We start from the raw sequence: 26,675 nt of genomic DNA, 5'->3' as shown, positions 1-26,675 counted from the left end.
GGACAAATCTATGTGCAGCCTATGGGCGCTGCAAGGCAGTGCTAGTGCATTTTCCGAAAATGATACCTACATTTTCCGAAAATAATAGTGTGGTTTTTTTATGTTAAAACAACACGTATTCTGGATTGATTTTGCTAAATTTGAGATTAGCCTAAAGATGGATGTATCTGGTTTTCAGATGCTATCGGTCAATGGATTAGTTTTCTGGCAATAAAAATTTCCCTCCTGGTATTGCCAGCAACCAACCTAACACCCCTAGCTATGTATGTACCAACCTATGTGGCCGTATGCGTTTTTTCCTTTTTTGCGGTATTGCCACAACAACGGACTAAAAAAGGATCCGATACCATAATGCACAAGAGCTATGACGTGCTGTTTGATACCATCAGGACTACCAAGGACCCTACCCGTGAACAACGCTATCTCAAGGCGTTTTTATTAAAGGCCCAACAGGAAAACAATGTTGAGGAGATTGTCAATGGGTACAAGAATTACCTGCACCATTCCGAAGAACGGTTACGGCATACCTATGCGGACAGTATGATCCATGTGGCCCGTAAATCCGGGGATTCTGCATTGATCGGGTCCGCCTATCTCACGAAAGGTTTCGTCTATTACGGGGAAAAGGACCATACCAGTGCCCTGGACCATTATATCATGGCCTATGATTACCTGAAGCATACCGATGACGCCTACCAGAAACATAAGGTGCAGTACATGATAGGCCATATCAAGTATTATCTGGGCTATTATGAGGAAGCCATCCGGCTGTTCCAGGACTGCATTGCGTATTACCAGGATCGCAATACCCGTCCCTACCTGAACAGCCTGCATTCCCTTGGGCTGTGCTATAACCGGATGGGCAATTACGGGTTGTCCTCCGAGACCAATGCAAGGGGACTGGAAGAGGCCGACCGTTCGGGCAACCACAGCATGGATGTCTATTTCAAACATTCCGAAGGAGTCAACCATTATTTCAGGGAAAATTACAAACTGGCCATTGAGACCTTGGAAGAAGTGGTTCCCCAAATAGCGGACAAGGGCGACTTTGGCAACGAATCGGTCGGATATTTCTATTTGGGCCGGAGTTATTGGGCCCTGAAACAACCGGACCGGGCCATACCGTATTTCAAAAAGGTGGACAAGATCTTTAACGAACGGGACTATTTGCGGCCGGACCTCCGGGAAGGTTATGAGCTGCTCATTGACCACTATGAGGAATTGGGCAATAACGAAACCCAATTGTACTATATCAAACAGCTCCTAAAAGCCGACAAGTCCCTGGCCAAGACGTACCGTTACCTTTCCGGGCAGATCCATCGGGAATATACCGAGCGGGAACTCCTGCAAAAGGAAAGCAAAATAGAGGAACTCCTGGCCGAAAACGAGGCCAGTGACCTGCGTTGGGGCTTGGCCACGGGCTTGTTGGTCATTGCCGCCTTTGTTTTGGTCTATCGCCGGCGCATGGACAAACGGAAATTCAAAAAGTTAATGCAGGAGATCAAGGATGGAGTCCCCAGGGCAAAGGTAGTGGAGGCCAAACCAGAAGCACTGGAAATCAACCCAGTGGTTGCTGAGGACCTCTTAAAACAGCTCCAGAAGTTTGAAGAGGGCAGGGGCTTTTTAAAGGAAGACCTGAACCTGGTCAAACTGGCTGCCTCCTTCAACGCCAACAACAAATACCTGTCCAAGATCATTACCCATTACAAGGGCAAGGGAATCGTGGAGTACATCAATGACCTGAAAATCGATTACATAATCGAACTGTTCACGCACCAAAGGATATACCGTAAGTATAACTATAATTCCCTGTCCAAAGAAGCGGGGTTCAGCAGTGTGCAGCGTTTTGTACGGGCCTTTAAACACCGTACCGGCAGTTCCCCGGCAAATTTTTGCAGGGTCCTGGATGAGCAGGAAGCATACCAGGAAGGGGGCAGTGAGGCCCTGAGCAATGCTTAATCGTGGTTTTGGTGGGTTCGGGGAACCATTAAGGAAGTCCACCCGTCAAAAAGTTGAAAATACCAATATCAGATGATGTATTCTCTTTCCCTGTTACGTAAGAAAAAACAAATTCTAAACACATTCCACAAAAGTGGTGAAACTGGCAACCAGGTCGCCAAAACATTCTTTTGTATTGTGGGAATGGGATAACCATTTGTTTTACAGTGTACAAGGTTTTTGAAATTCACAATACCCCCTTGGATTTTATCCCTATTGTCATATAATATGCCATTAAATTTGATTAATATTCATAACTTTGGACTATTCCATACCATATTAATGATTTTGGGCCCCAAGGGTTGAAATCCATCGGAGTCCATGACCAAAACGTTTTTCCGGACCATCATTGGAACCGGGAAGAGGCCCTTCCCCAAAAGGGAAATCCGCGAACAGTGGATACAGTCATGGTCCCATGTATCTATATAAAGACGCTTCTTGTTTTTGCATTGTGAGGAACCGGAGTATGTCCTACTGGTACCTATCCAAATCCTTTCCCTTTGCAAAAAATGTGAACCGGCAGCAGCACTGCCGTACCAAGATGTGCCAACATTGATCAACACCGTTTCGCTTCCATCTTATTCCACCTACCGCTCTGTACCACGGCACACCTGGTCATTCCTGCGTTGAAAAACGCAGGGAACAATACTTGTTTCACCCATTAATAGGATAGCCATGGAAGACATTGTATGGAACAACAGTATGTCCGGTACCGGGAAACCCCGGGAGCACCACACGGACAGTGATGCGGAACTCTGGGCGGCATTCCTGTCCGGAAGTGCGACAGCCTTCGAGACCATTTATTCCCAAAACTTTGAGTCGTTGTATTACTATGGCCTGAAACTGGTGCCAGACGTGGCCCTTGTGGAAGACTGTATCCAGGAGCTTTTTATCCTGTTGTGGGACAAAAAGGAAAGATTGGGCAAAGCCAAGAGCATCCGTGGCTATCTGTATACTGTATTGCGCCGGAACATCTTTGAAGAAGCCCGGAAGCGGGGCAAGATGCTTTCCCTGGTGGATGGCGGTGAACGACAGTTGGCGGGGGAAACCCCTCCAGAGGAACCGATGGGGCAGGAGGAAGGCGAGGAACTTTCGAAAGCCTTGGACATGGTCATGAAAACCCTAAGCCTAAAACAACAGGAACTTCTCCACCTTAAATACCACGGTCAGATGAACAACAGGGAAATCGCCCGCATCACCAAAATGCCCTACAGTCAGGTGTGCTACCATCTGAAGACCGCGATAGAACAGCTTTATGGAAATTTAAAGCGATTTCGGCCGTGAGACCGACTACTACTAAACCCTTTCACATACTTCAGAGGACTTTGGAAGAGACAAAATAAAGTTTGTAATTCATTGATAAAAAGCGACTTAGGGATTATTTGTAAAAATAATGACATTTTTTTTCTAAACATTTAACGATTTCCCCTCTATATAGTTAAAGAGGCGTTCTTTTTATCAGAAGTAATATGGTTATGGAATATCAGCATTATAACGAAGAGGATTTTATCCGGGACGACTTCTTTTTACAATGGGTCCGGGAACCTGATGAGGACAGCAACTCATTTTGGAAAGAATTCCAGGAAAAATACCCAGAACAACGAGAGGTGATGGACAGGGCCAGGGAGATGGTCCTGTTGCTGACCACAAGGAAAAACGAGCCCAAGGTCCGAATGGCCAAGGGCAGGATATGGGACACCATACAGGAACAGACGGCGGTGACGGAGGCACAACAAGGTGTGCGCAGACTAAAGAAAGATACCGGGTTCCGGCCTTTGTATATGGTATCAGGGTTAATAGTTGTAATGGGCCTCGCCATACTGGGGATGTACACTTTTGGGGTATTTACAGACCATAAGGTGGCGGGCCCTCCCAAAATTACCCTGCAATTGCAGGACGGTAGCCAGCAAGTGATCGATGAAAGCGATACCCGCACCATCACCACCAAGGAAGGTCAGACACTGGGCAACCAGGATAAGCACATACTGAAATACAACAATACACAACAGGACGCAACAGAAGAGCTGGCATATAATGAGCTTAAGGTGCCTTATGGGAAAAACTTTGAATTAGTGTTATCCGACAGTTCTCATATATATTTGAATGCCGGCTCCACGTTGCGTTTTCCGGTACAGTTCCTGCCCGACCAACCCAGGGACGTGTACCTGGAAGGGGAAGCCTTTTTTGTTGTGGCATCGGATAAGGAAAGGCCTTTTACGGTAGTCACGGACAAAATGAACACCAGGGTGTACGGCACCCGCTTCAATGTCACCAGTTATAAGAACGAAGGCAATACCTATACCGTACTGGAAGAAGGGAGCGTGGGAGTGTACCCACCCGAAGCGGATGAATACGTACCTGTGAAAATAGTTCCCGGTCAAAGGGCCGTGATGGAAAACGGCAGGGTAGCCGTAGAGGAAGTACGAGTGGAAAAGTTTGTGGCCTGGACCCGGGGCGAGCTCTACTTTAAGAACGACCCTTTCCAGCTCATCCTCAAAAAACTGGAACGACACTATAATGTGGAAATCGAAAACCGATATCCCAAACTGAACCCTTTGGAATTTACCGCAACCTTTAAGGACAAGACCGCAGAAGTGGGAGAAGTTCTGGACGTTTACCGGAAACACACCCCATTCAACTATGTCAGGGAAGGAAACAAAATTACCATTACCCCGCCGCATTAGACACCGAGAAAAAACTCACTTCCCCCATATCGGAATACCCCAATAACCCTACTCAAAGGTAGGGTAGGGCAAACCCACCCCAAAACGGACCTGTCAACTATAAACAAACCGCTTTGGTACTGTAAACGATTGTTTAATAGTAAATCGATTGTATGAAAAATATCAGGTACATACTGTTCATGGTTCTAGTGTTTTCGCTCCGTATGGAAGCGCAAAACGGAGACCCTGTGGAATGGGAATTTTCTACCAAGGCAGTGGACAAGGATACCTATGAGGTAATTATGACGGCCATTATGGAGCACCCGTGGCATATCTATTCCCAGTATATGGAAGACGGAGGCCCTGTCCCCACAACCATCACTTTTACCGAGAACCCGGCCATCCAATTGGTAGGGGAAGCCAAAGAAGATGGTATTCCCATAGAAAAGTACGAAGATGTCTTTATGATTGATACCCGCTACTACGAGGGCGTGGTCCATTTTGTACAGACCGTAAAAGTAAATGCGGGTGCCAAAACTCCGGTAACCCTGAATGGAACGGTCTTGTTTATGGCCTGTTCGGATGAGCAGTGCCTGACACCGCAGGAAAGGCACTTTAAAGTGACCCTTGGCCAGAACCAAAAGCAAGGATGAACACTTGAGGTTGGATTCCCAAATTCAGCCACGGCAAAATGATTTAAGATTTAGGCATGCCCTTCTTGGCATAAAGCGGAAAGCACAACGGGAAGTGCGCTCACACTCCCCGAAGTTGTTGATTAAGATTTTAGCGTTAACCAAAACCACACAAATTTATGAAAATTTTTACCAAACCCTGGGACGGGCCTTTTCCTGTCCCCAAACCAGACTTGAAGATGAAACTCACAGTACTCCTTTTGGTCGTCACTTTGTTCCAGCTACGTGCAGCAACGGGCTATGCCCAGAAAACAAAGATCACTCTCAACATGCAGGGGGTGTCCGTATTGGAGGTGATTGAGGAAATAGAAGCGATCACCGAATTTGATTTCCTGTACCGAGAAAAGGAACTGGACCTGGAACGGAAAGTCAGCATCAAGGCCCGAAAGGAAAAAATTGAAGACATACTACGAACCGTTTTCCAGAATGCTTCGGTGGACTACCATATCAGTGGTAAACATATCATCCTGACCAAAAAGGGAAATACAGCTAGTCCTAATAGTGCCCCAACACCCAAGGAAAAAACTGAGGTAAAACAACAGCAGGTTGAAGTGAGTGGTACTATCACCGATCCTGAGGGAAATCCTTTGCCCGGAGTGAACATTATTATAAAAGGGACCAACCAAGGTACGATGTCCGACCCTGATGGGAAATACACCATCCGTGTCCAAACCAATGACATCCTTACCTTTTCCTATGTAGGGTTAAAAAGAGTGGAAATGCCAGTAAATAGCTCGGATACTTTAAATATCCAAATGGAGGAGGATGTGATGTCTTTGGAAGGTGTGGAATTGAACGCTGGCTACTGGAAGGTAAAAGATAGGGAGCGTACTGGAAACATAAGTCGTCTTAGCTCGGAAGAAATAGCCAACCAACCCGTGCCCAATGTAATGGCCGCGGCCATAGGTAGGATGCCTGGGGTAAATATTCGGCAAAATTCAGGTCTTCCCGGTGGAAACTTTAGAATAAGTATTCGTGGGCAAAATAGTTTGAGAAGTAATGCCAACGAACCTCTTTACGTGATAGATGGTATTCCTTTTACTTCTACTTCATTGGATGTTTTGGCATCTGCTACAGATGTATTTGGAACAGGCAATGCCATTAGTCCATTAAATGCAATTAATCCTACTGATATAGAAAGTATTGAGGTATTAAAAGATGCGGATGCTACGGCCATTTATGGATCCAGGGGAGCAAATGGGGTCGTTTTGATTACTACCAAAAAAGGGGGTGTGGGCGAGACAAGGGTAGATGTTAATTTTCAACACGGTATTGGGAAGGTTCCCCATTTTATGGATCTGTTGAACATTGACCAATATTTGGAGATGCGTCGAGAGGCCTTTGCTAATGATGGTGTTGAACCCCGCTCTACTGATTATGACGTCAATGGTATTTGGGATCCGAATCGGAATGTGGACTGGCAAAAGCGCTTGCTGGGAGGAACGGCGGAAACCACTAATGCCAATATATCTATATCCGGGGGAAGCCAGAATACACAATATGTATTCAATGGTGGATACTATCGGGAAACCACAGTGTTTCCAAGGGATTTTGCCTACCAACGGGGGTCGGGACAATTGAATGTCAACCATATTTCGGAAAACCAAAGGTTTAAAGCAAATTTCTCAGCTAATTTTTCGAAAGATGAAAACAATTTACCTGGTCAAAATTTTACTGATACAGCATTAACGTTACCCCCAAATGCTCCTGAGCCCTTTAACGAGGATGGAAGTATAAACTGGGCTAATGGAACCTGGGGATCTTCAGGGTCTCCATTTGCAGTGCTAAATCGCCCTTATAAGGGTAAAACAGATAATCTAATTTCTAATGTGACATTAAGTTATCGATTATTATCGGATTTACAATTTAAAACTAGCACGGGATACACATCGATCCAGTTTAATGAAAAGTTTTTATGGCCAATAAGTACCAATGATCCGACCACAGGTAGTACAACAGGGCAAGCGCGTCATTCTGATAGTAGTATTTATACCTGGATTGTGGAACCACAAATCACATATCAAAAACGGATTAGTAAAGGAAGTCTAAACTTATTGTTAGGAGCCACTTTTCAGAAAGACATAAGGGAGTCTCAAGAGGTTAGGACTTATGGAATAGGAAGTGATGCACTTTTGGAAGATATTAGTGCAGCAACTACTATTAGAGCTTTTAATAGCTTTAAGGAGTATAGGTATAATGCTTTTTTTGGGAGAGTTAATTTTAACTGGGATGAAAAATATATAATAAATCTTACTGGCAGGAGGGATGGTTCCTCCCGTTTTGGACCAGGTAAACGCTTTGGTAACTTTGGAGCAATTGGGATGGCCTGGGTGTTTTCCAACGAAGGTTTTGTCAAAAAAAACGTCCCATTCCTAAACTTTGGAAAGTTGCGTGTCAGTTATGGTACAACAGGGAATGACCAAATCCCGGATTATGGGTATCTGGAAACTTATAGTTCAGAACGTTCATATTTTAATGGGACTACATTGCTTCCCAGCCGTATTGCCAATAATAATTATAGTTGGGAGATCAACAAAAAATTTGAGACCGGATTAGAGCTTGGAATATTAAATAACCGAGTAAACTTAACGACAAGTTACTACCTAAATCGCTCTTCAAATCAGTTGGTGGGTTTTGCACTCCCCACTATAACAGGTTTTAATACGGTACAGGCCAATTTGCCCGCAACTGTTCAAAATATGGGGTGGGAACTAGGTCTGATCTCAAGAAACATAGAATCACATTCAGGTGATTTTAACTGGATTACTTCTATCAATTTTACAATTCCGCAAAACAAATTATTGAAATACCCCAACTTAGAAGGTTCCCCATATGCTAATACATATGTTGTAGGAAAGCCATTATCTATCCAAAAAAATTATAAATACCTCGGTATTGACCCAGAATCCGGGGTATATCAATTCCAAGATGTAGATAAAGATGGGGTTATTTCTTCTCCAAATGATGCACAAACAATTGTGGAATTGGGCCAACACTATTATGGTGGAGTTAATAATTCAGTTTCTTTCAAAGGCCTACAATTAGATTTCTTTTTCCAATTGGTAAAACAAACAAGTCATTCGCATAGGGGAGCTTTTTTATATCTCCCAGGTTTTGTTTTTCCAGGTCTAGGAAATCAACCGGTTGAAGTATTAGATCGATGGCAACAACCTGGTGATCAAACAGACATTCCTAAATTTTCAGCAACCGACTTTTCTCAATATTTAACACATGCCTTTAATTGGAATAGTAGTGATATGGCTAAAGTAGATGCTTCCTTTATCCGATTAAGTAATATTTCCTTGTCATGGAGCTTGCCGAAGAGTATAGTACACACATTAAGACTCCAACAAGCCCGTTTCTATATACAAGGGCAAAATTTATGGACCATAACCAATTATCGAGGTTTGGATCCAGAGACAGGTTCTTTGATGCCACCTTTAAGGAGAATTACTACAGGCGTACATGTAACCTTTTAATTAATTCAAAAACAATAAACAATGAAAAGTAAATTTAAATATTTGAAGAAAATCAAAATTCTTTTCTTTAGATTTTCATGGATTTCTTCATTTGTAGCAATAATACTTTATGCCTTTCCTTCCTGTGAAGGCTTTGTGAAAATAGAACCTCCCATAGATGAATTGGTCACTGAAACCGTGTTTACAAATGATGAAAATGCTACGGCTACTGCTCGAGGAATTTACCTAAAACTAATAGAGAGTTCTGTTTTTACAACTGGCGCTTCAAGCATTACTTTTCTAGGGGGGATGTCCGCAGATGAATTGATCGATTTTGAAGGAATAAATAATTTAGGTTTTTATCATAATGAATTGAATGCGGAAAATGATAAAGTTAATAGTAACTGGCAACTTTTATATGAAACTATTTATCGAGTAAATGCCATGTTGGAAGGTCTCTCCAATTCTACAGGAATCACTCCAGAAGTAAAGGATTTGTTGGAAGGTGAATCAAAATGTATAAGAGCTTTTTGTTATTTCTATCTGGTAAATTTATGGGGAGATGTGCCTTTGATTACTAAAACAGATTATGAAATGAACCGTCTAGCTTCTCGAAAGCCAGTTTCTGAGATTTATGAATTGATACTAAGCGACCTTAAACAGGCACAAGAACTACTCCCTGAGGACTATGCCCATGCAGATGGCGAAAGGATAAGAGTGAACGAAGGTACTGCAACAGCTTTGCTTGCCAGGGTCTATTTATACCTAAAGGATTGGATCAATGCTGAAGAACAGGCATCTAGAGTTATCGAAAATCCTAAGTATGCCTTGACGGAAGATTTGAATAATGTATTTCTAAAAAATAGTGTGGAGACCATTTGGCAATTAAAGCAGACGGTTGGACATACCCAAGATGGCAATATTTTTATTCTCATTGATTCTCCAAAATTTACTGCACTATCAGAATCCTTAATGACAACTTTTGAATTAGGTGATAAACGGAAGACAAATTGGATTGGAAATTTCTCAAATGATATTGGAACTTGGAATTATCCTTTTAAATATAAAGTTAAAACTGAACCCGACCCAGAAAAGGCTACTGAATACTTCATGGTAATGCGTTTGGCAGAACAATATTTGATTCGTGCTGAAGCAAGAGTTCAACAGGGTAATATTTCTGGTGCACAAGAGGACTTGAATATCATACGTTACCGAGCTGGGTTAAGTAATACTCTTGCTTTAACTCCGGAAGAACTTCTAACAGTTATTTACCATGAAAGGCAGGTTGAACTCTTTGCAGAATGGGGACATCGATGGCTGGACCTTAAACGCATAAATCTTTCGAACGAAGTACTTGGTCCTTTAAAATCAAGTTGGGGACCAACTGATGTACTATGGCCCATACCCCAATCTGAATTAGATAATAATCCAAATCTATTTCAAAATAGTGGGTACTAACATATTTTAATATTTGAAGAATGAAAACAGTCTATTTGATCGTCTTTGTCACAATATGTTGTCCTATCTTTTTGGTAGCGCAAGAAAGCACAGAGTTAGAGGTAGGGGAAATTGCCCCTAAGTTGGTTATTAGTGAATGGCTCCGAGGAAAGCCAATAACCGCATTTAAAAAAGAGGACAAGAAGATATATGTTGTTTACTTTACAGGAACATGGTGTCCACCCTGCGTAAAATCCATTCCACAATTAAATAATCTTCAAAAAAAGTATATAAACAATATTACAGTCATTAGTGTTTATATGGAAAATAGTACTTCAAAAAAAGAAAATATAAAGAGAGTAACAAATCTTATGGAAGCATTGGACAATAAAATGGAATTCACAATCGCTATCGACGAGCCAAGCAGCAGTAGGAAGGCATGGGGGCTTAAGGGACCAGCCATATATATGGTTCAATCAGGTAGAATATCATGGGCTGGTGATAATCTGGGCGAATTAGAACCCGCATTGGAACAAGTTGAGGCTGGAACCTTTAACTCGTTAGCGGTTCACCGTGAACAGCTAAGATATAGAGAACGTTTAAATAACATTAATGAGGCAAAAATAAATGGGAACTTTCAATTTGCTTTGGAAGGTATAGATCGATTGATTGATGAAAGCGAGAATTATCCTGCAAGGTTAGCTTCACTATACTATCAAAAATTAAGAATATTGGCAGGAGATGATGATAAAGAGGCATATAAATGGTTACAATGGTTATTGGAAAGGAGAGTGGAAGGCTTTGTTTGGCCCCGCATTGAAGCAATTTTTTATCAAATATCTCCAGAAAACCGTGACTATAGATTGGAATTAAGGGCAATGAACAGAATCATTGAAGAATCAGAAACAAAGGGTAAAACAGTTTATCCATTACGGCTTAAGGCAGAAATCTATGGTCGGATGGGTGATTATGAAAAAGCGGTTGAAATGATTCGTAAGGCAATAAAAGTTGCCGAAAATGAAGGAATAAACAATGAAAATAATGAAAAGTTGTTGAAAACATATTCAAACAAATTCCGAATAATGGATAATCCTTAATCAGATATTAATCATTGAAAACCAGTAAAATAGGTGTGTATCGCAAATCCTTTATAGGTTTTGAAGTTTTGTATCAAAGGCACCAATAAATAAAGAAAAGGAGGTAGCCCAAGTAACAAAGGTTACCTCCTTTAGTCTTACTTAATTTTACAAAATACAGGATTACTGATAACTAAGGTAATTCTGGTTTAGTTGACCTTAATAAGGTACAATCTTCTTCCACATCAGTATATGCATTTTGTGGGGCCATTGAGCATAGACAGGGTTGACCTGAGTTACTTACTTGGCAATCAGAGCCTCCACCCGGTTCAATAGCGACACCACAAGAATCGCATTGCAAATCATTGGCGCTTACAAACATAAGTTCTGATGCTTCGGAATCAGAATTTGAAGCAATTTCTGTAGGGACTGCAAATGCCAGGGTAATCGCCATAACAAATGCCAAAATGGGCAGAATAAATTTGAACTTTTTCATAATATTAGAATTAAAATTTTAATACCTACTCTGTTCCAGGTTTTCGGTGTTCCCCTGATTGTTGCAACAATATCTTTTTTGGCTTGCATTTATTTCTATTCAATTAAAGGGCGGTTAGTAAATTTTTTGTTTTAAAGGGTTTAGACATCTTAAAGGTGACCATTTCATGTTCGTACAAGCCCAATAGGGTGCTGTTTTCGACAATCCTAAACGCTTTAATTTTTTTCTTTTTAAGGGATGGTATATAGAAACTAAATTGATAACTCCCATCCTTGAGGTGATATACATCAATAACCGAGGCCTTTTCAAACAGGTCTGGGTCTTCATTTCCTGCCAGGAGGTTTGAATTGTTGAACAGGAAACCTTTATAAACACTGTTTTTAGGATTCACGGTTAAAGGAGGAGATGACATGGTCAGGCTGTTCTCCGAGGCAATTTTGTCCACTACAATTTTTACTTGGCTTATGGTGTCAATGGTATTTCCCCGGGAGAGTAGGTTGAAATTGGTGTCCATGGTAAAATATTCATTGCGGTATAGATAGACATAGACCAATTGGTCATTGGTTTTGTCATAATGTATAGTTCCATACGTGCTAAAAACCCCTTCCCCTCCCTGTTCTTCCAACAGGTCCGGAAAGATTTCCGGTTCTTTATTGCCTTTAATTATTTTGTGAAACGAGGTCTTGAAATTGGTGATTTTTGTGAGGGCAAATGTGCTATCTGAAAGGGGTAGCGCATTGACAAAATAAGTGCTGTCAATATAAGAGGTAGCCACCCAGTTCGTAGTGCTTCCGCGGTATATAAAGGGCATGATCCCATCCATTAGGAAAAAGTAAGGTGGGTTTACTTTTACGTCCAGAGCCTTGTATTTAAGGTTGTCCGCATTTATGATATGGTAGGTGGTGTCCCTGAGATTTTGGGTATTGATTTCCAGTACGTACCCTACGGCTGAGCGGTTGGCCAGGAATACCTTGCCTGCATCAGTTCCGGCAAAATAGTACCCATGACGACCAAGATCCAGAGTGTCTATGGGCTGTATAAACCCTTCCGGAGCAAACAACCGTTCAAAACCGGCATGCTTGTGATTTTCCTTTTTGGGTGCGGCTATATGTAGTGCCAGGACTATACAAATCCCAAATAGAAAGGTGATGAGCATTAAGATGGATGGGCGTTTCATGGGGCTATGGTTTCAGTTAGCATGTTATGAATTGCTGGTTTGTCCATTTTCGTTAAGATTTTCCACGAGAGAAATAAGTGGTCATTTTGTTCCTTTAGCAATTCAAAAATGCAATTGCTAATCTACTCCCGCGGATGGGGAGAGGGCTCAGTGTGAATATCCCTGTTCCCCGAGGGGTGTGAAGTCTTCCCGTTGATATCGGGGAGGGGTCAGTAAGAGGATGCCTATGGCCGCAAGGGCTATATATACTATATTAAAAATGAGATGTTCCGTCCAGCCCAGTTTTTCCAATACCCCGCCGCAAGAGCAGGGGATATGTTCGCTAAAACTGAGTATGGCAATAATGTAAGCAGTGAATATCACCATAAGGGCAAAGGCCCCGTACAACCCATAGAGTCGGAGCCTTGGCCATGCCAACAAAAGCGCTACCACAATTTCTATGATAGGGATAAACCAGGCCGTAAAGCCCGCTATGTTGGTGAGTAATGGAGATTGTCCTATTTGTACCTGGAATTTCTGTACATCGGCCAGCTTACTCACAGCTGCATACACGAAGAGCAGGATAAAAAGAAAACAGATGACCTCAATAACTATACCCTTGTGTCGTCTAAAGAAGTTGGGAAATGCTGTTAGGATCGGTTTCATCTGCTTTCTGTTTTTGGTCTTTATATCTTCATGTTGTCATCAAGTGTAACGGGGTTTTCAATTCGTATGGAAGTAAAATTCTGTAATTCAGTTGGAAGAATGTGTAGCCTATAGAGAGTATTTTGTACACAAAAACGGCTGTTTTTCATTAAATCCCGGCTATTTTGCCCCAAAATCCAGCTATTTCTGTCCTCATTACCGGAAAAATGTGACCTAAAATCTCCTTGGATTGTGTACGATGCATCCTAAAAACCAGCAAAATCGGCATTTTTATGTCCAAAATCCGATCTAATTAAACCTTTCGTACACTGGACTGTTTTTGGTTGAAAAATAATTTGAAGTAAAATGAGGCAATCTGCTTAAAATGACATCAAAAAACAACATCCTGTGACATTCCAAACCAAAAAAAAGCATTTGGAACAACAAAAAAGGGGCAGTTCGGATTTAGGACGTAGTTTGTACGGATTTAGGTAACAATCGGTCCATTACAATCCTTTAATTTAGCTTTTGTAATTACAGACAACCGACCCTCTTCAAGGAACTACCCGTTCCCGATGCCCTGTTTTATACCCAGATTGTATTACATAAAAAGCTACCCCATGAAATGGCTGACCAAACACCGTACTTCGGTCTTATATACTATTGCCGTATCGCTTTCCATGTTGTTTATGTACACGGGCCTTACCAAGATTTGGGAAGGTGACCTCTTTTATCATAATGTTATTGATTCTCCCATATTTGGTGGGGAGACCACGGCCCTTGTAGTTTCCTGGCTCTTTCCATTCCTGGAAATATTGACGGCAGTGGCCCTGTTATGGCCTAAGGCCAGAAGACTGGGCCTATTCATGGCCTTGGGCCTTTTTTTGGCCATTACCACTTATTTGACGGCCAATTTATATTTCAGTGAATACATACCCTGTACCTGTCGCACATTTTTCTCCATGTTGGATTGGCAGGGACATTTGTACCTGACCCTGGGATGCCTGGTGATCACTGTATTGACCATAATCCTATACCCGAAAAAGACGAAAAGAGCTTCTACATATAAAACCCGTTTTGTTGCGCAGCAAAGCCAGGAATAAGCTGAAAACCTGTATAAAAGAGTAGGCACCTTTCATTAACTTAAAACAATTTGATATGAAAACTAAATTTTTATTGCCTGTACTGGCACTGATATTTGCCACAGGAATGTCCTTTGCGACCGCTGATCTGAATGCGGATCCGGAAAATGATTACATCTTTAGGAATGATGATTGGGAACCTATTGACGAAGTGGAATGTGATCCTCAAGGAGGAGATTGTTTAGCGTATTCCGTCTCCGAAGATGAGACATATCCCATCTATGATTCAGAAAGTTTATCTGATCCTAAAGATGGTAATAATACTATCGTGATTAATGTTCCTTAAAGGTAGTTAGGAATAGGATGAACCTGAATTCAGGTTCATCCTATAGTTTTTATTACTTGCCCATAACGAATTCATATCGATGTTTTTCATTAAGAAACTTTTTTGCTGTATGGTTTATGTCCTTAAAAGTAAGAGATGAGAAGAACTTGTCAACCTCTTCCTGGGTTAACCATGGAACATTATATCTATACTTTTCATACAATCGATTTGGTAAGTTGGACTTATGGAAATACATCTTGGAAGAATACTTTGTCTGAACCTCCTCTAAAGCCGTGTTAAACATCAATGGTGAAAGAGAGTAATCTTGGATGGTTTCCCTAAATAATTGAAATTTCTGTTCTTTTTCAAGAGCGTTACCAGTGGGAGTAAATATTGTTGAAATGTAAATCTCGTACCTAGAGCAATCAAAATTATAAAGACCTGCAGCTTGTGGTGTATATACTGGAAATCCACCGTTTCGGAGGGTTTGAAAAATTTGGTGCCGAAGCATCTTCCCCAAAATGTCCACTTTAATAAATTCCTTCCATCCAAAAGTATCAGTTACAATGTACCTTTTTTTATATTCCATCCCTTTCATGTCGTATGGTGGTGGAACCTCATATAATAGAGGCCCGCTTTTCAATACCATGTTTTTATGAGTCTTGGGATTGATTTGAAATTCAAATGCCCTATTAGGTAAATTGCCCAAATATTTATTTATAATAGGTAGGATAAGTTCAATGTTGAAATCCCCGTTCACTATAAAAGTAAAATCTCCTGTTCTTCCAAAAAGAGCGTTGTAACATTCATAAGCCTTATCCAAATCTACCTTTGGTAAACCATTTATCATTTCTATAGTAGCTTGATTATTGATAGTGGGATCACCAGTCAATAATTTTATGGAGTTGTTTAAATCCCGGATAGCACTGTGCCAATCATTATATTCTTGATATTTGCTCTTCATCCAATCCAAAAATGCATCTTCATCCTTGCGAGGTTTGGTAAAATACATATGAATTAGTTGGAATAAAACTTCTAATTTTTTTGATGAAACTTGCCCTCGTATACCTGTTTCTACTGCATTGATGTATGGATGTACACTTAGATTGGAACTCTTAGATGTGATAAAACGAGTTAAATCAAATTTATCTAAAGCACCTACACCGGAATTTTTTATGATTTCCGCAGCATTGATTGCGGAATAGTATTCCGTTTCAGAAAAATTACGGGCACCATTTGAACTAAACCCGTGTACTCCAATTTTTCCCGTTTCCCCCGATTGGGGTAACAGGACTACCTTTATCCCGTTTCCCAGGACAATTTCCATTGCCCCAGTTTCTATCGCACTCATATCTGTATATGTCCCTTTACTATGAAGGGATAATGTTTCTTGCTCACTCATTAGTTGATTGGGAATTTCAGGAGGTAGATACGCTTGGACAGGTGCTTTCCATGCTTCCTTTACCCAAGAACGAATTTCACTTTCGTTTATAGTTAAAATCGGGCTTCCCTCTGGAGCAATGATACCAATATCCTCGGGCATCTCTGATATCAGGTTCTTAAATTCCTTATTTATTTCCTCCAAGGATAGCCCAGTCAGCCATTCGCTCAGAAAACTGTTCTTTTCATTGGGCAATGGTTCTTCTTCCACAAAATGCTTGCTGATTTCGTTGTTCCAATAATTGACACTTTTACTATAGTCCCTATTCATAAGCTGAAGTTGTTGCCTTTTCAGTTTACTCCATTCGTCTTTATTCAAGCCGTATGTTCTAAACTGAGCCAACAAATGGATAGTTTGCTTCACAGCCTTCTTTTCACTCCCATTTATACTATTGATATGGATACCAAATACATTAGCTATATGGCCCACGCTCTTAAATCCGCTGGAATAATTATCTATGTATTTATTGTATATTTCAAAAGCGGGATTATAACGTTGGTCCAAAATTCCAAAGCGTTCATCTATGGCGGTTGACACCAAATTCCATAGAAATTCACGTTTCATCCCTTCTTTAGTGTGCGATAGTACTCTTGTACGGAAATCCCGGTAAAGAAGATATATTTCAGTCTCATCTCTATTTAAAAGGCTATCACTATCTTCTTTCTTTTGAACCCTGGTTACCTTGGCAAATTGTGGAGGCTGGTTAAAATAAAGAGAGTCGGGGTCCACCCATTTCCTTGGTTGTCGTGGGGAGGCAATGTCGGAAAAAGTAGTTTTGATCCCGTTTTCCAAGCTATCCAAATTATCAATTTTTCCTACTACCATCAAGGCAGTCTGGTTTGGCCGATACCAATCCTGGTAAAACCTTCTGACTACTTCAGGGTTGACAGTTCTTATGTGGTCGAAATATTGCTGTGGATTTGAAGCCACACTGTGAGATCCTGGATCAATTTTTGAACGCAAAACATTATAAGGTGTTTTATTCCCCTTATCTCCACCTCTTAGTATATATTCAGAAAGCAACACGCCTCTTTCTGAATTGATTTCAGCTGTCGTCAGGTCAAGTGCTCCATTAACCAAATCTTTATACCAACGCAATCCCTTTTCAAAGGCATAGGGATTATTAATTGGAGCGTTAAAGTTGTATTTCGCAAAATATCTGGAAGTATTGGCACGAACATCTGTAAAGTTCATATCAAGACTGTCCATAAGTATGGAATCTTTCAGCCCCAATGGAAAATGTTTACTTGACCTGAAGGCCATATGTTCCACAAAATGCCCGATATCCAACTGGTCAGGGTCATGTTGTGAGTATCCACTTCTAACGATCAAGCGCATGCTCAATTTGGTGGAAGCTGTCTCTATTGGTTTTATATAATAGGTAAACCCATTAGATAGCTGGCCATAACGGATGCTTGGATCCAGCGGTATGGAATCCTCGGTTAATAGTTGCTGACCTGATGTGGTACAGGTATTTATAAGCAAGAATATCAATATATATATAGGATTATATTTCATCAGTATATGTATGGATTAATAGCATTAGAATTTAGGGGGAAGCTTTCCCTAAGCGTGGTATGAGGAGATCTTGGGATGGAATGGCATAGAAATTTGCCAATCTATGTCATTATAACTTTTGGATTAATAGCCCTCGTTTTGTCCGAGGTTGGTATTTTTCATTCTCTCCTGTTCTGGGATAGGAAAGAGCACATCCGTATCTTGCCATAAAGGATTGCCATTTCCGAGAATTTCAGAAGATTTACCGGTTCGTTTTAAATCAAACCATCGGTGTCCCCATTCGGTAAACAACTCCTTTTTGCGTTCATCGAGAATTTCCTCTATTAAACCGACCTGATCGATATCCGGATTGGTCTCCGATAACAAATCCACATCGGCCCGTCCTTTGATCTTATCCACATCGGAAATCCCTCCCAGTATATTCCCTTGTCTAGTTCTCGCTTCTGCACGGATAAGATATTGTTCGGCCAAACGGAACACCATGGAATATTCGGTGATATTGTTAGTACTTCTCCCATCCTTATATTTATAAGGATAATAGGCATTCCTTTCAGCGTCTAGACCAATCCAGTTTTCTGTTCTTTTGTCCCCTGGTTCAATGGATAAAGCAAGATCTTCTGCAATAGCAAATTTCGGATTGTTCGAAACGAATAGTGCTCCTTCCTTGGTATTGGTACTACTGCTGCCCAATCCGGTAGGAGAAATTTGCCAAATGGCCTCTTTGCTGTTCATAAGAAAAACCTGGTCCAAATCCTCCAGTAGGTCATAATGTGCTGATTGGTTGATGACATTTGTACTATGTACTTCTGCCAGAGCCCATTGCTGTCGATATAAATATATCCTTGCCAACAAAGCTTCTGCGACAAAACGGTTTACAATAGTCCGTTCCCCGTCCTTGTAAATTTCTTCTAAAAGAGCTATGGCCTCATGAAGATCCGTTAGAATTTGGTCATAAACTTCCTCGATAGATGTACGTCCCATTTGGGCATTTATCCTGTAGTCCGTACTTAAAATTAAAGGGACTTCACCGTACAGATTGACCAAATTAAAATAGGTAAAGGCCCTGATAAACCTGGCTTCACCTTCCAATTGGTCCCTGACCCCATCTGATATGTTTTTTGATACCAATACGCCTTCCAACATCGAATTGGTCATATAAATGAGGTTATAGGCACTATTCCAAAGGTTAAGATTATTGGGGTTGTTGGGGTTTATTTCATTTTCTTCAAACTCCCTATAAGTAAGGTCAGTTTCAAGTAATGTGAAGAGTTCCCCTGAACTTAAACCCACTAAAGCGGTTACACTATTGTTACCACCGCTACAGAACGAAATGGAGCGAAATAGCTCATTGTAAATGCCCTGCATAGCACTACGGGCCGTTTCATTACTTTCAAAAACTGTTGTAACTGTCAGTTTATCAGCGGGGACTTCTACCTCAATAAAATCGTCACAAGAAACCGTAATAAAAAGTAATAATCCTGTAACTATTAATTTATTCCTATTTATCTTTTTCATGGTCAAAACCTTTAAAAATTAAGTTGCAATCCTGCAGTAATCGTTCGTAGATTTCCAAATTGTATCCCGGTACTGTTGTTCATTTCCGGGTCCATTCCATCATAACCAGAGAAAGTAATTAGGTTCTGCCCATTGACAAAAATTTTACAGGCATCTATACCCATAGAACCAATGAGTTCTAAGGGGAGGGCATAGCTTAATGAAAGGGTTTTTAATCGAATAAAAGAAGCGTCAGTATAAGACAAACTTGAATTTTGGGCGTAAGTATAGGCTTGGATGGCATCTAGAGATCGTGAAATCGTCTGGAATGGACTATTTTCCTCCAACGCTAGGACTACCACTTCTCGTTGGTTACCCGTGGATCCTGCATTAAAAAGTGTGAGCATTCCTTCCTGTTTGACAAACTGCCATAAGAACTGAAGGGAAAAATTTCTGTAATTCACGGTATTGTTTATCCCTCCAAAAAATTTTCGGCTCCTATCTTTTATGATGACCCGGTCCTCGTAATCCAACCGCCCATCACCATTAATATCAATGAATTGATAAAATCCAGTTTCTGGATCAAGACCATCATATTGAAATAAAAGATTAATATTTAACGGATGTCCTATCCTATAGCTATTGGCATAGGCGGATTCTTCCAATCCGGGATAGCTTATGAGCCTATTTTGTGGGATACTTAAGTTGAAAGTGGTCTGCCAAGTAAAATTGTCATTCCGAAGATTAAACGAAGAAAACTCCAATTCCCATCCTGTGTTTTGCACGGTTGCCGGAAGATTGGCCTGGACAACATTAAAGCCAGTTGTACCGGGTAAGGGATAGCCCACCAACTGATTAGATGAGCGATTTCGGTACCAGCTCACTCCAAGGTTGATTCTATCCTGTAGGAATCCCAATTGTAAGCCTGTTTCCAGTTTTTTATTCACTTCCCAGGAGTAATCCGGATTGGCCAAATTGGTCGGATATAGTCCGCCCGGTGCCACTGTGGCCTCATAAGCATCGAGATACCCATAGTCCCCAATCTGATCGCTCCCTGTGGTGCCATAACTGCCTCTAAGTTTTCCGAAACTTAAAAATCTAATATGTTCTCGTACCCATTTTTCATTTGAAAAAATCCAGGCCGCTCCGATGGCCCCAAAATTTGCCCATTGTTTACCAGGGCCAAAACGAGAGGACCCGTCCCTTCTTCCCGTGAGGTTCAGATAATACTTCTGGTTCCAGTTAAGTCCTAATCGTCCAAAAATTGCATGGTACCTATAGTCGGTGGTTTGATTGATTCCCTGTGTCAGTGTTTCTGCAGCGGCCAAATTCCCGATAAGGGCTTCTGAAACATATCCGGTACCGGTTACTCCAGTTCGATTATTTTGATTTTGTTGGAATGTGGTCCCAATTAAAGCATCCATTCGGAATTTATTCAATTTAGTAGAATAATTTAATTGGGGCTCAATACTCCAAGATTTTCGATGCTGTTGTAAATGGGTGGATTGATGGTCCCTGAAATCCCAAGAGGAAGGGTTATATGATTTTTTAGGTATTTTCAATAAATCATTACTGTACAATTGGTTATAACCCAAATTTGTTCTTATGGTAAGTCCTTTTACTAATAAATAGGATAAGGAGAAGTTGGATATGAGATTATCGGACTCAGTTTTACTAGAATTATAATATCCTTCCACAGGATTGTTTCTTCCTGTAGCATCCCATTCCTCCCAATGTAAGCTTCCATCTTGGTTGAAAACCGGTGGAGCATTTGGGGCAAGACTGAACAACTGATTACCCGTAGATCTAATTCCCAGTATGGTATTTTTGTCTTTCCCATAATTTAATTTCAACCCAAGTGACAATCTTTGATTCTTGGATTGATGATTTAGGGTCAAGCTAGCCGTTGCCTTTTGATACTTGGAATCACCGGGCAAAACCGAGCCCTGTTCCTGATATCCCCCATTCAATTGGAATTGGGTATTGGCATTGCCGCCGGAAGCTGAAATATTGACATCAGTGGTCCAGGCACTGCCGCCAAAAAATTCTTCCTGCCAATCCGTATATCGATTTTGGTCCCAAAGCAATAAATCATATGCATTCCTTAAAGTGGGTTCGGTGCCGTCATTTTCAAAAACCTTTTTACGAATTTGAAGATATTGTTGCGTGTTTAGGAGATCTAATCGATTATAGACTGTGGACACACCACTATAGAGGCGAGCCTGAAATGCTGTTTTCCGTGCCATTCCTTGTTTTGTAGTAATCAGAATCACTCCATTAGCCCCCCTCGAACCATAAATGGCGGTCGCATCCGCATCCTTTAAGACCTCGATGCTTTCGATATTGGAAAGGTTCAGGGTACTTAAGGGGTCTATACCTATATTTGTTAGTGCACCATTGCTTTCCAAAGGAGTTGCATCTATGGGCATGCCATCAATGATGAATAATGGATAATTTCCCTCAGCTCGTAAGCTATTCTGACCCCGGATACGTATGGTGGGTGCCGCCCCGGGTAAATCTCCTCTTCCCGGAATAACTTCCATCCCAGCTATACGGCCCTGAAGGGCTTGTAATGGACTTATCAAGGGCTGGAGCTCAATCTCCTTGGCCGTTATTTTAGCAATGTTTCCTGTTCGTTCTTTCTCCGTGGTTGTGTAATATCCCGCATTAAGGACTACTTCATTTAATTCTGTTACAGCTTCCTTCAATTCCACACTAATGTGGTTCTGGTTTCGCACAACCCGTTCGACAGATTTATAACCGATGTAACTAAAGACTAAGGTATCCGTTGGCGTGGCAAAGAGCCGATATTTCCCGTTGATATCCGTAACGTCTCCCCTGGAAGTATCGGATTTGAAGTAAATAGCTACTCCGGGTATTGGTCCCAGTGCATCACTCACTATTCCGGTTACAGCATGTTGTTCCTGCACCGGATTGGTTGTGTGGGCACCCGGTCCCGAAGGAATGTCATTGTTCGGGGTCAACACAATTTGCTTTTGTTCAATTTTATAGGTCATACCACTGTTCCCGAATACCTTTTGCAGTACCCGTTCCAGTTTCTCGTTCTTGGCGCGGATGTCCATTTTTCGGGAGGTATCGAGCTGGTCCTTGCGGTAGAGGAACCTGTATTCTGTGGTTGTTTCAATTTCACGAATGACATCTAGGACCGTGGCCGATTTCAGGTCGAGGGTTATTTTTTGGCTGCGGGTCCCCTCCAGACCTGCATTGATCTGTAACAAGGTAGCAAAGAAAAGAGAGAGCAGCAGTTTCATCCGTAGGGTGATTTTAAGGCGGGAACTGTCCCGGTGCCTTACGGCATTCCTGATAATTTTCATACTTTTGAGTTGATTATTAGTTATTTTGTTTGGCTTGTAATCAATCGTATCGGAGGGTGTTGCGAGCACCCTTCGATTTTTTGATCTTATCTGAGTTTCATTCTGTCATAGGCTGTGGCTTTTGGATGGTTATGGTTTTCTTTTTCATGTCGTATTCAAAAGGAGTCTGATACTGGAACAACTTCAAGATCTGGTCCAGCGGTTCCCGGGTAAAAGTCCCTGTGAACTTCACGTCGTTCAGTTCCTCATATCGGTTATCGATCTTTACATCAAAACGCCGTTCCAGTTCTTTCAGGATGAGTTCAAACCGGTCATCCAGAAAATAGAGTTCGCCGTCTATCCATGCCGTGTATTTCCGGATGTCCACGGTCTCCACCTGAATGCTGCCATTCTCAAAGACTGCCCGCTGTCCGGGTACGATCTTCACGGGTTCTTCCTTTTTGGGGCTATTGGGTTGGTAAACCCCCACGCTCCCTTCTTCCAGTACGGTAAAGGTGTTGTTTTCGTCCCTGTAACTCGAAACATTGAACCTGGTACCGTACACCTCGGTATTTAGCATGTCAGTCACTACAGTGAAGGAGCGTGTGGAGTCCCGTGCCACGTCAAAGAACGCTTCGCCATCCAGGAAAACGTTCCGGGGTTTACCATGGGGGAACTGTACGGGATAACGCAACTTGGAGCCGGCATTGAGATAAATATGAGAACCATCGGATAAGACTAATTCAAAATTTTTACCATAGGGTACTGTCAGCTCATTATACACCAGCTCCGTTACGTTGTCCTGTAATTTTTGGTAGGTCAATATGTTTTTGTCCTGTTTCCCCAATGCCTTTCCATCCCCGGTAGTGATCAACCCAGAGGCCTTTTCGTCCATCACCTTGATGGTCCCGTCCTGTAATTCCAGGGTAATCCGGTTGGGATCAAGGGTCATTGGCCCTTTGCTTCCCAAAAAGTCCAATCGGTAGGCGCCATAGGCCAATGCCACCAGGGGAATAATTACAGCGGCCACTTTCAAAAATCTTTTTCCCGTCTTACCGAAGATGGATTTCGGACTGTTCATCCTGCCCCTTTCCCGGATGTTGCGCTTTTCGATGATTTTCATCCATATCCGACCCTTTTCAAGCGGAGTCGGGTCGTCCTCATCACGGGCAAGCAGGCGGACCATATCCCTGGCTGTTTCCACCACCTCTTTTTTCTCCGGGTGTTGGGCTAGCCAGTTATTCCAGAAATTGGCGGTAATGGCATCCTTTTCCAAGACCCATTTCTGGAAATAATGGTCCTTTGCGAAATCTTCCGAACTGTAATCCTTGTAGGTCACTGTTGTTTGTTTTGAGGGGAAGGAAACAAGCCCCTTTATAGAGTGGAGTGGATTTTTTTCCGGATCACTTCAAAAAAATGAAGAAAAATGAAAAAAAATTATGTCAAGCATTTGTCAAAGGCTGTCGAAGGGCAGGGGAAACCCGCTTCCGGAAAGTTTTTTCGGTACTTTTGTCCATAATGGCAACCTATGCAAAAAAGATGGGGAAGGGGCTATGACCCAAAATGGTCCCGTAACCGTTTCATAGTTCGGGCCATGAGATTGTACACTGACTTGGTATCGGTATCCATGATCTCGGCAATTTCGGGGTAGTCGATCCGGCAGTGGAATTTCAGGAATATGATTTCCTGCTGGTTGGTATTGAGTTGGGATACCGCATGCCTGACCTCCTTTCGGCGCTGGTCAAAGGCCTGTCGTTCCACCAAGAGGTGTTCCAGGGACGGAACAGGTTCTCCCTCCAGCAATTCATCCACGGGAACCGAGCTTCTTTTTCCGGCCTTTATGGCACGGGCCACCACTTTTCTACGGATACAGGTCAACAGGTAATGGGTGATGATTCGTACATCCCCAAGCCTTTCCCTGGTCTCCCAAAGTTCCACAAAAAGGTCCTGTATGGCATCGCCCACCAGTTCCCGGTCCCTGACCTGTTTGAGGCCATATTTGAACAGGACATTGAAATTGCGATCATAGATGGAGGCAAAGGCAAATTCACTGCCTTCCCGGAATGCCTGCCAGAGCTCGGCATCGGTTTGATTTTGGCCTATGGATTCCCCGTTCCCGGGAATTTCTCGGGGCTCCCTGTCTGGTACGGATGATTTTCGCCTGAGGGAAAAAGCCAAAATAGTTGTTTAATAAAAGATTGTTAATCAACGGTTAACAGGGGGTTAAATTAGAAATTAAATTTTAACCTGTACACAAAATGATCGTTAATTACACAATTCATGTATTTCTAAAAACCAAGTCCTGCATACTTTCGGAAGTGCGAAAAGTGCCGTCATCACTGGATAATCCAGGGCAGTAAAAGGAGTTTCAAAGGCCATTTATGATAACCAATATGAGTGGTGTTCTTGGCCATCCCAGTTTGCTAAAAATTGGATACAGACCTTTACTAGTAAAGAATATTCTTTTATATACGTACTATTCATAAGTGTTAAAATACAGAATATACCTACTAATTGTCAGGAGGAAAAGTGCAGATTTTCGATTATTTGATCTATTTTTAGCGGGTAGGGCACCCCTTAACAGGGTTGTTGGCCCTATAATAATTTCGTGCGGCTCCCCCCGACCGGGGCAACCCAATTCTTCGAGCCCGGTCGTGCACTTGAGATAGTCTGTGGACATGGCCGTGGGACGCCGTCCATATACAGGAAACGAGCCCTATCAAAACTACGGTTACCAAGTAATGGCAGGTTTGATGTACCAATAGGGGATACCCAATCGGTTCCTTGAAGAACACCTATTGGATCAGCGACCCAACTGATACCCTTGTGGAAAGGATACCCTAAAAAGCCCGGGGGCCTCCCTATATGTGGTGAAACGGATACGGACCATTGTACTATTGAGAAAGGGGCTTCACCAATTTGCTGTTACCAATGCTTGTCTTCAAAAAGAAATATATAGAGAACATCTGTCATTTGCTCCAGGCAAGGACGGAGGGGATTTGGGGCTACCGATTACGGCTTTCAAAGCGCAATGACTACTACAATCTGGTGGCCAGGTATCTGAACCTGGAAGGGGAGCTGCATAGAGCGAGACTTAGCAAGCAAAAGGCCAGGGATTTCGATTCGTCCTTACCACCCCTTTTGGAAATCCACCTGTCCAAGTCCCTGCTGATCAAAAGTGTGGGGGCGCAGGTCCCCGGCCTGTTGCATAAGGATCCGGATTATTTCAAAGGGCTTACCCTGGGGGAGCTGTTGACCAAAAAATCCGTGGAGACCTGGGAGGAACTGCGCAGGAACTTTCTGCGGCGGGCCCCGTTCGAACTGGGCACGGCATTGGAATACAAGGTCAATGGTTGGCTGTATTACAGTTGTTTCTGTTATGTGGCCCAGCTGGCCGATGGTACCATTCGGATCAGGAGTTTCGAAAAGGACCGCTCCCATGAGGCCCGTGAGCTGATGCGGGAAATGGGGGTTTCCCCGCAGCCTGAGGTTTTCCGGTCCCTGTTTCCGGTCCCGGGTGAATTGGGACAAAAGGAGTACCAGGAAAAGATACGCATGGATAAGATCGTCCGGTTTATCGAGGACCATGCCTCCCAACCCTTGCCCGGGATCAAGGAACTGGCGCACCGGTTCAACATCAATGAAAAAAAGCTGAATAAAAGATTCAAGAAACTGGTAGGGCGGACCCCGTATGCTTTCTATATGGATTGCAAGCTGGACCGGGCCATGCACCTGTTGCGCACGACCGCCCTGGATATTGATGGGGTCTGTGAATCCGTCGGCTACCATAGCCGCTCCGGGTTTTACAGGGCCTTTAAGCGCAAGTTTGGCATGAACCCCGGGGAAGTCAAGCGGGAGGACGGGCCCGACACGGCATGAA

Annotated in this window: 18 protein-coding genes; 10 read left to right on the top strand and 8 right to left on the bottom strand. The window is 42.4% G+C overall.

What is annotated here, in order from left to right; translation table 11 throughout:
• The first annotated feature begins 261 nt into the window (after positions 1 to 261).
• The 7 genes from GO009_RS07005 (at position 262) to GO009_RS06975 (ending at position 11,345) form a co-directional block, all read left to right on the top strand.
• The gene (locus GO009_RS07005) at positions 262 to 1,959 is read left to right on the top strand and encodes a helix-turn-helix domain-containing protein (protein WP_163625501.1); all 1,698 of its coding nucleotides are present in this window, start codon (positions 262 to 264) and stop codon (positions 1,957 to 1,959) included.
• Between the two features lie 714 nt (positions 1,960 to 2,673).
• The gene (locus tag GO009_RS07000) at positions 2,674 to 3,282 is read left to right on the top strand and encodes an RNA polymerase sigma factor (protein WP_163625500.1); all 609 of its coding nucleotides are present in this window, start codon (positions 2,674 to 2,676) and stop codon (positions 3,280 to 3,282) included.
• A gap of 191 nt (positions 3,283 to 3,473) precedes the next feature.
• Positions 3,474 to 4,682: a FecR family protein gene (locus tag GO009_RS06995; RefSeq protein ID WP_163625499.1), complete on the top strand. Its 1,209-nt coding sequence runs from the start codon at positions 3,474 to 3,476 to the stop codon at positions 4,680 to 4,682.
• A 152-nt stretch (positions 4,683 to 4,834) separates the two neighbouring features.
• On the top strand, positions 4,835 to 5,314 hold the full coding sequence (locus tag GO009_RS06990) for a protein-disulfide reductase DsbD domain-containing protein (RefSeq protein ID WP_163625498.1): 480 nt from the start codon (positions 4,835 to 4,837) through the stop codon (positions 5,312 to 5,314).
• A 158-nt stretch (positions 5,315 to 5,472) separates the two neighbouring features.
• The gene (locus GO009_RS06985; protein ID WP_306770393.1) at positions 5,473 to 8,832 is read left to right on the top strand and encodes a SusC/RagA family TonB-linked outer membrane protein; all 3,360 of its coding nucleotides are present in this window, start codon (positions 5,473 to 5,475) and stop codon (positions 8,830 to 8,832) included.
• Between the two features lie 21 nt (positions 8,833 to 8,853).
• On the top strand, positions 8,854 to 10,269 hold the full coding sequence (locus tag GO009_RS06980) for a RagB/SusD family nutrient uptake outer membrane protein (protein WP_163625496.1): 1,416 nt from the start codon (positions 8,854 to 8,856) through the stop codon (positions 10,267 to 10,269).
• A gap of 20 nt (positions 10,270 to 10,289) precedes the next feature.
• The gene (locus tag GO009_RS06975) at positions 10,290 to 11,345 is read left to right on the top strand and encodes a redoxin family protein (RefSeq protein WP_163625495.1); all 1,056 of its coding nucleotides are present in this window, start codon (positions 10,290 to 10,292) and stop codon (positions 11,343 to 11,345) included.
• A 172-nt stretch (positions 11,346 to 11,517) separates the two neighbouring features.
• On the opposite strand, the gene GO009_RS06970 is transcribed toward GO009_RS06975, so the two are convergent.
• From GO009_RS06970 to GO009_RS06960, 3 genes are all read right to left on the bottom strand, one after another.
• Positions 11,518 to 11,820: a DUF6520 family protein gene (locus GO009_RS06970; RefSeq protein ID WP_163625494.1), complete on the bottom strand. Its 303-nt coding sequence runs from the start codon at positions 11,818 to 11,820 to the stop codon at positions 11,518 to 11,520.
• Positions 11,821 to 11,923: 103 nt separating this feature from the next.
• On the bottom strand, positions 11,924 to 12,997 hold the full coding sequence (locus GO009_RS06965) for a hypothetical protein (protein WP_163625493.1): 1,074 nt from the start codon (positions 12,995 to 12,997) through the stop codon (positions 11,924 to 11,926).
• Between the two features lie 147 nt (positions 12,998 to 13,144).
• Positions 13,145 to 13,642 (bottom strand): MauE/DoxX family redox-associated membrane protein, encoded by a 498-nt coding sequence (locus tag GO009_RS06960; RefSeq protein ID WP_163625492.1) that lies wholly within the window; start codon positions 13,640 to 13,642, stop codon positions 13,145 to 13,147.
• Positions 13,643 to 14,241: 599 nt separating this feature from the next.
• Between GO009_RS06960 and GO009_RS06955 the strand changes: the two genes are divergently transcribed.
• Positions 14,242 to 14,724 carry a MauE/DoxX family redox-associated membrane protein gene (locus GO009_RS06955; RefSeq protein ID WP_163625491.1) on the top strand — a complete coding sequence of 161 codons (483 nt, stop codon included), beginning with the start codon at positions 14,242 to 14,244 and terminating at the stop codon, positions 14,722 to 14,724.
• A 55-nt stretch (positions 14,725 to 14,779) separates the two neighbouring features.
• Entirely contained in the window at positions 14,780 to 15,049 is a 270-nt protein-coding gene (locus GO009_RS06950; protein WP_163625490.1) for a DUF6520 family protein, read from the top strand.
• 52 nt (positions 15,050 to 15,101) lie between these two features.
• On the opposite strand, the gene GO009_RS06945 is transcribed toward GO009_RS06950, so the two are convergent.
• From GO009_RS06945 to GO009_RS06925, 5 genes are all read right to left on the bottom strand, one after another.
• The gene (locus GO009_RS06945; protein WP_239057414.1) at positions 15,102 to 17,807 is read right to left on the bottom strand and encodes a M16 family metallopeptidase; all 2,706 of its coding nucleotides are present in this window, start codon (positions 17,805 to 17,807) and stop codon (positions 15,102 to 15,104) included.
• Between the two features lie 303 nt (positions 17,808 to 18,110).
• Positions 18,111 to 19,502, bottom strand: coding sequence for a RagB/SusD family nutrient uptake outer membrane protein (locus GO009_RS06940; protein ID WP_163625488.1), 1,392 nt, complete (start codon positions 19,500 to 19,502; stop codon positions 18,111 to 18,113).
• Between the two features lie 11 nt (positions 19,503 to 19,513).
• A complete protein-coding gene (locus tag GO009_RS06935) occupies positions 19,514 to 22,816 on the bottom strand; it encodes a SusC/RagA family TonB-linked outer membrane protein (RefSeq protein WP_239057407.1) in 3,303 nt (1,100 codons plus the stop codon).
• Between the two features lie 97 nt (positions 22,817 to 22,913).
• Positions 22,914 to 24,134 (bottom strand): FecR family protein, encoded by a 1,221-nt coding sequence (locus GO009_RS17900; protein WP_163625487.1) that lies wholly within the window; start codon positions 24,132 to 24,134, stop codon positions 22,914 to 22,916.
• Positions 24,135 to 24,346: 212 nt separating this feature from the next.
• Positions 24,347 to 24,973 (bottom strand): RNA polymerase sigma factor, encoded by a 627-nt coding sequence (locus GO009_RS06925; protein ID WP_163625486.1) that lies wholly within the window; start codon positions 24,971 to 24,973, stop codon positions 24,347 to 24,349.
• Between the two features lie 753 nt (positions 24,974 to 25,726).
• On the opposite strand from GO009_RS06925, the gene GO009_RS06920 reads away from it, so the two are divergent.
• The gene (locus tag GO009_RS06920) at positions 25,727 to 26,674 is read left to right on the top strand and encodes a helix-turn-helix domain-containing protein (protein WP_163625485.1); all 948 of its coding nucleotides are present in this window, start codon (positions 25,727 to 25,729) and stop codon (positions 26,672 to 26,674) included.
• Position 26,675 lies beyond the last annotated feature (1 nt).

Source organism: Allomuricauda sp. TY007 (genome assembly GCF_010468565.1).
Taxonomy (GTDB): domain Bacteria; phylum Bacteroidota; class Bacteroidia; order Flavobacteriales; family Flavobacteriaceae; genus Flagellimonas.
This window is presented reverse-complemented; position numbering and strand designations above follow the sequence as displayed.

Excerpts from the sequence above, each read along its gene's own strand:
- GO009_RS06950 (WP_163625490.1), top strand. The coding sequence starts at position 14,780 with ATGAAAACTAAATTTTTATTGCCTGTACTGGCACTGATATTTGCCACA.
- GO009_RS06970 (WP_163625494.1), bottom strand. The coding sequence starts at position 11,820 with ATGAAAAAGTTCAAATTTATTCTGCCCATTTTGGCATTTGTTATGGCG.
- GO009_RS06960 (WP_163625492.1), bottom strand. The coding sequence starts at position 13,642 with ATGAAACCGATCCTAACAGCATTTCCCAACTTCTTTAGACGACACAAG.
- GO009_RS06955 (WP_163625491.1), top strand. The coding sequence starts at position 14,242 with ATGAAATGGCTGACCAAACACCGTACTTCGGTCTTATATACTATTGCC.
- GO009_RS07005 (WP_163625501.1), top strand. The coding sequence starts at position 262 with ATGTATGTACCAACCTATGTGGCCGTATGCGTTTTTTCCTTTTTTGCG.
- GO009_RS06985 (WP_306770393.1), top strand. The coding sequence starts at position 5,473 with ATGAAAATTTTTACCAAACCCTGGGACGGGCCTTTTCCTGTCCCCAAA.
- GO009_RS06920 (WP_163625485.1), top strand. The coding sequence starts at position 25,727 with ATGCTTGTCTTCAAAAAGAAATATATAGAGAACATCTGTCATTTGCTC.
- GO009_RS06975 (WP_163625495.1), top strand. The coding sequence starts at position 10,290 with ATGAAAACAGTCTATTTGATCGTCTTTGTCACAATATGTTGTCCTATC.
- GO009_RS06990 (WP_163625498.1), top strand. The coding sequence starts at position 4,835 with ATGAAAAATATCAGGTACATACTGTTCATGGTTCTAGTGTTTTCGCTC.
- GO009_RS06940 (WP_163625488.1), bottom strand. The coding sequence starts at position 19,502 with ATGAAAAAGATAAATAGGAATAAATTAATAGTTACAGGATTATTACTT.
- GO009_RS06935 (WP_239057407.1), bottom strand. The coding sequence starts at position 22,816 with ATGAAAATTATCAGGAATGCCGTAAGGCACCGGGACAGTTCCCGCCTT.
- GO009_RS06980 (WP_163625496.1), top strand. The coding sequence starts at position 8,854 with ATGAAAAGTAAATTTAAATATTTGAAGAAAATCAAAATTCTTTTCTTT.
- GO009_RS06965 (WP_163625493.1), bottom strand. The coding sequence starts at position 12,997 with ATGAAACGCCCATCCATCTTAATGCTCATCACCTTTCTATTTGGGATT.
- GO009_RS07000 (WP_163625500.1), top strand. The coding sequence starts at position 2,674 with ATGGAAGACATTGTATGGAACAACAGTATGTCCGGTACCGGGAAACCC.
- GO009_RS06995 (WP_163625499.1), top strand. The coding sequence starts at position 3,474 with ATGGAATATCAGCATTATAACGAAGAGGATTTTATCCGGGACGACTTC.
- GO009_RS06945 (WP_239057414.1), bottom strand. The coding sequence starts at position 17,807 with ATGCGCTTGATCGTTAGAAGTGGATACTCACAACATGACCCTGACCAG.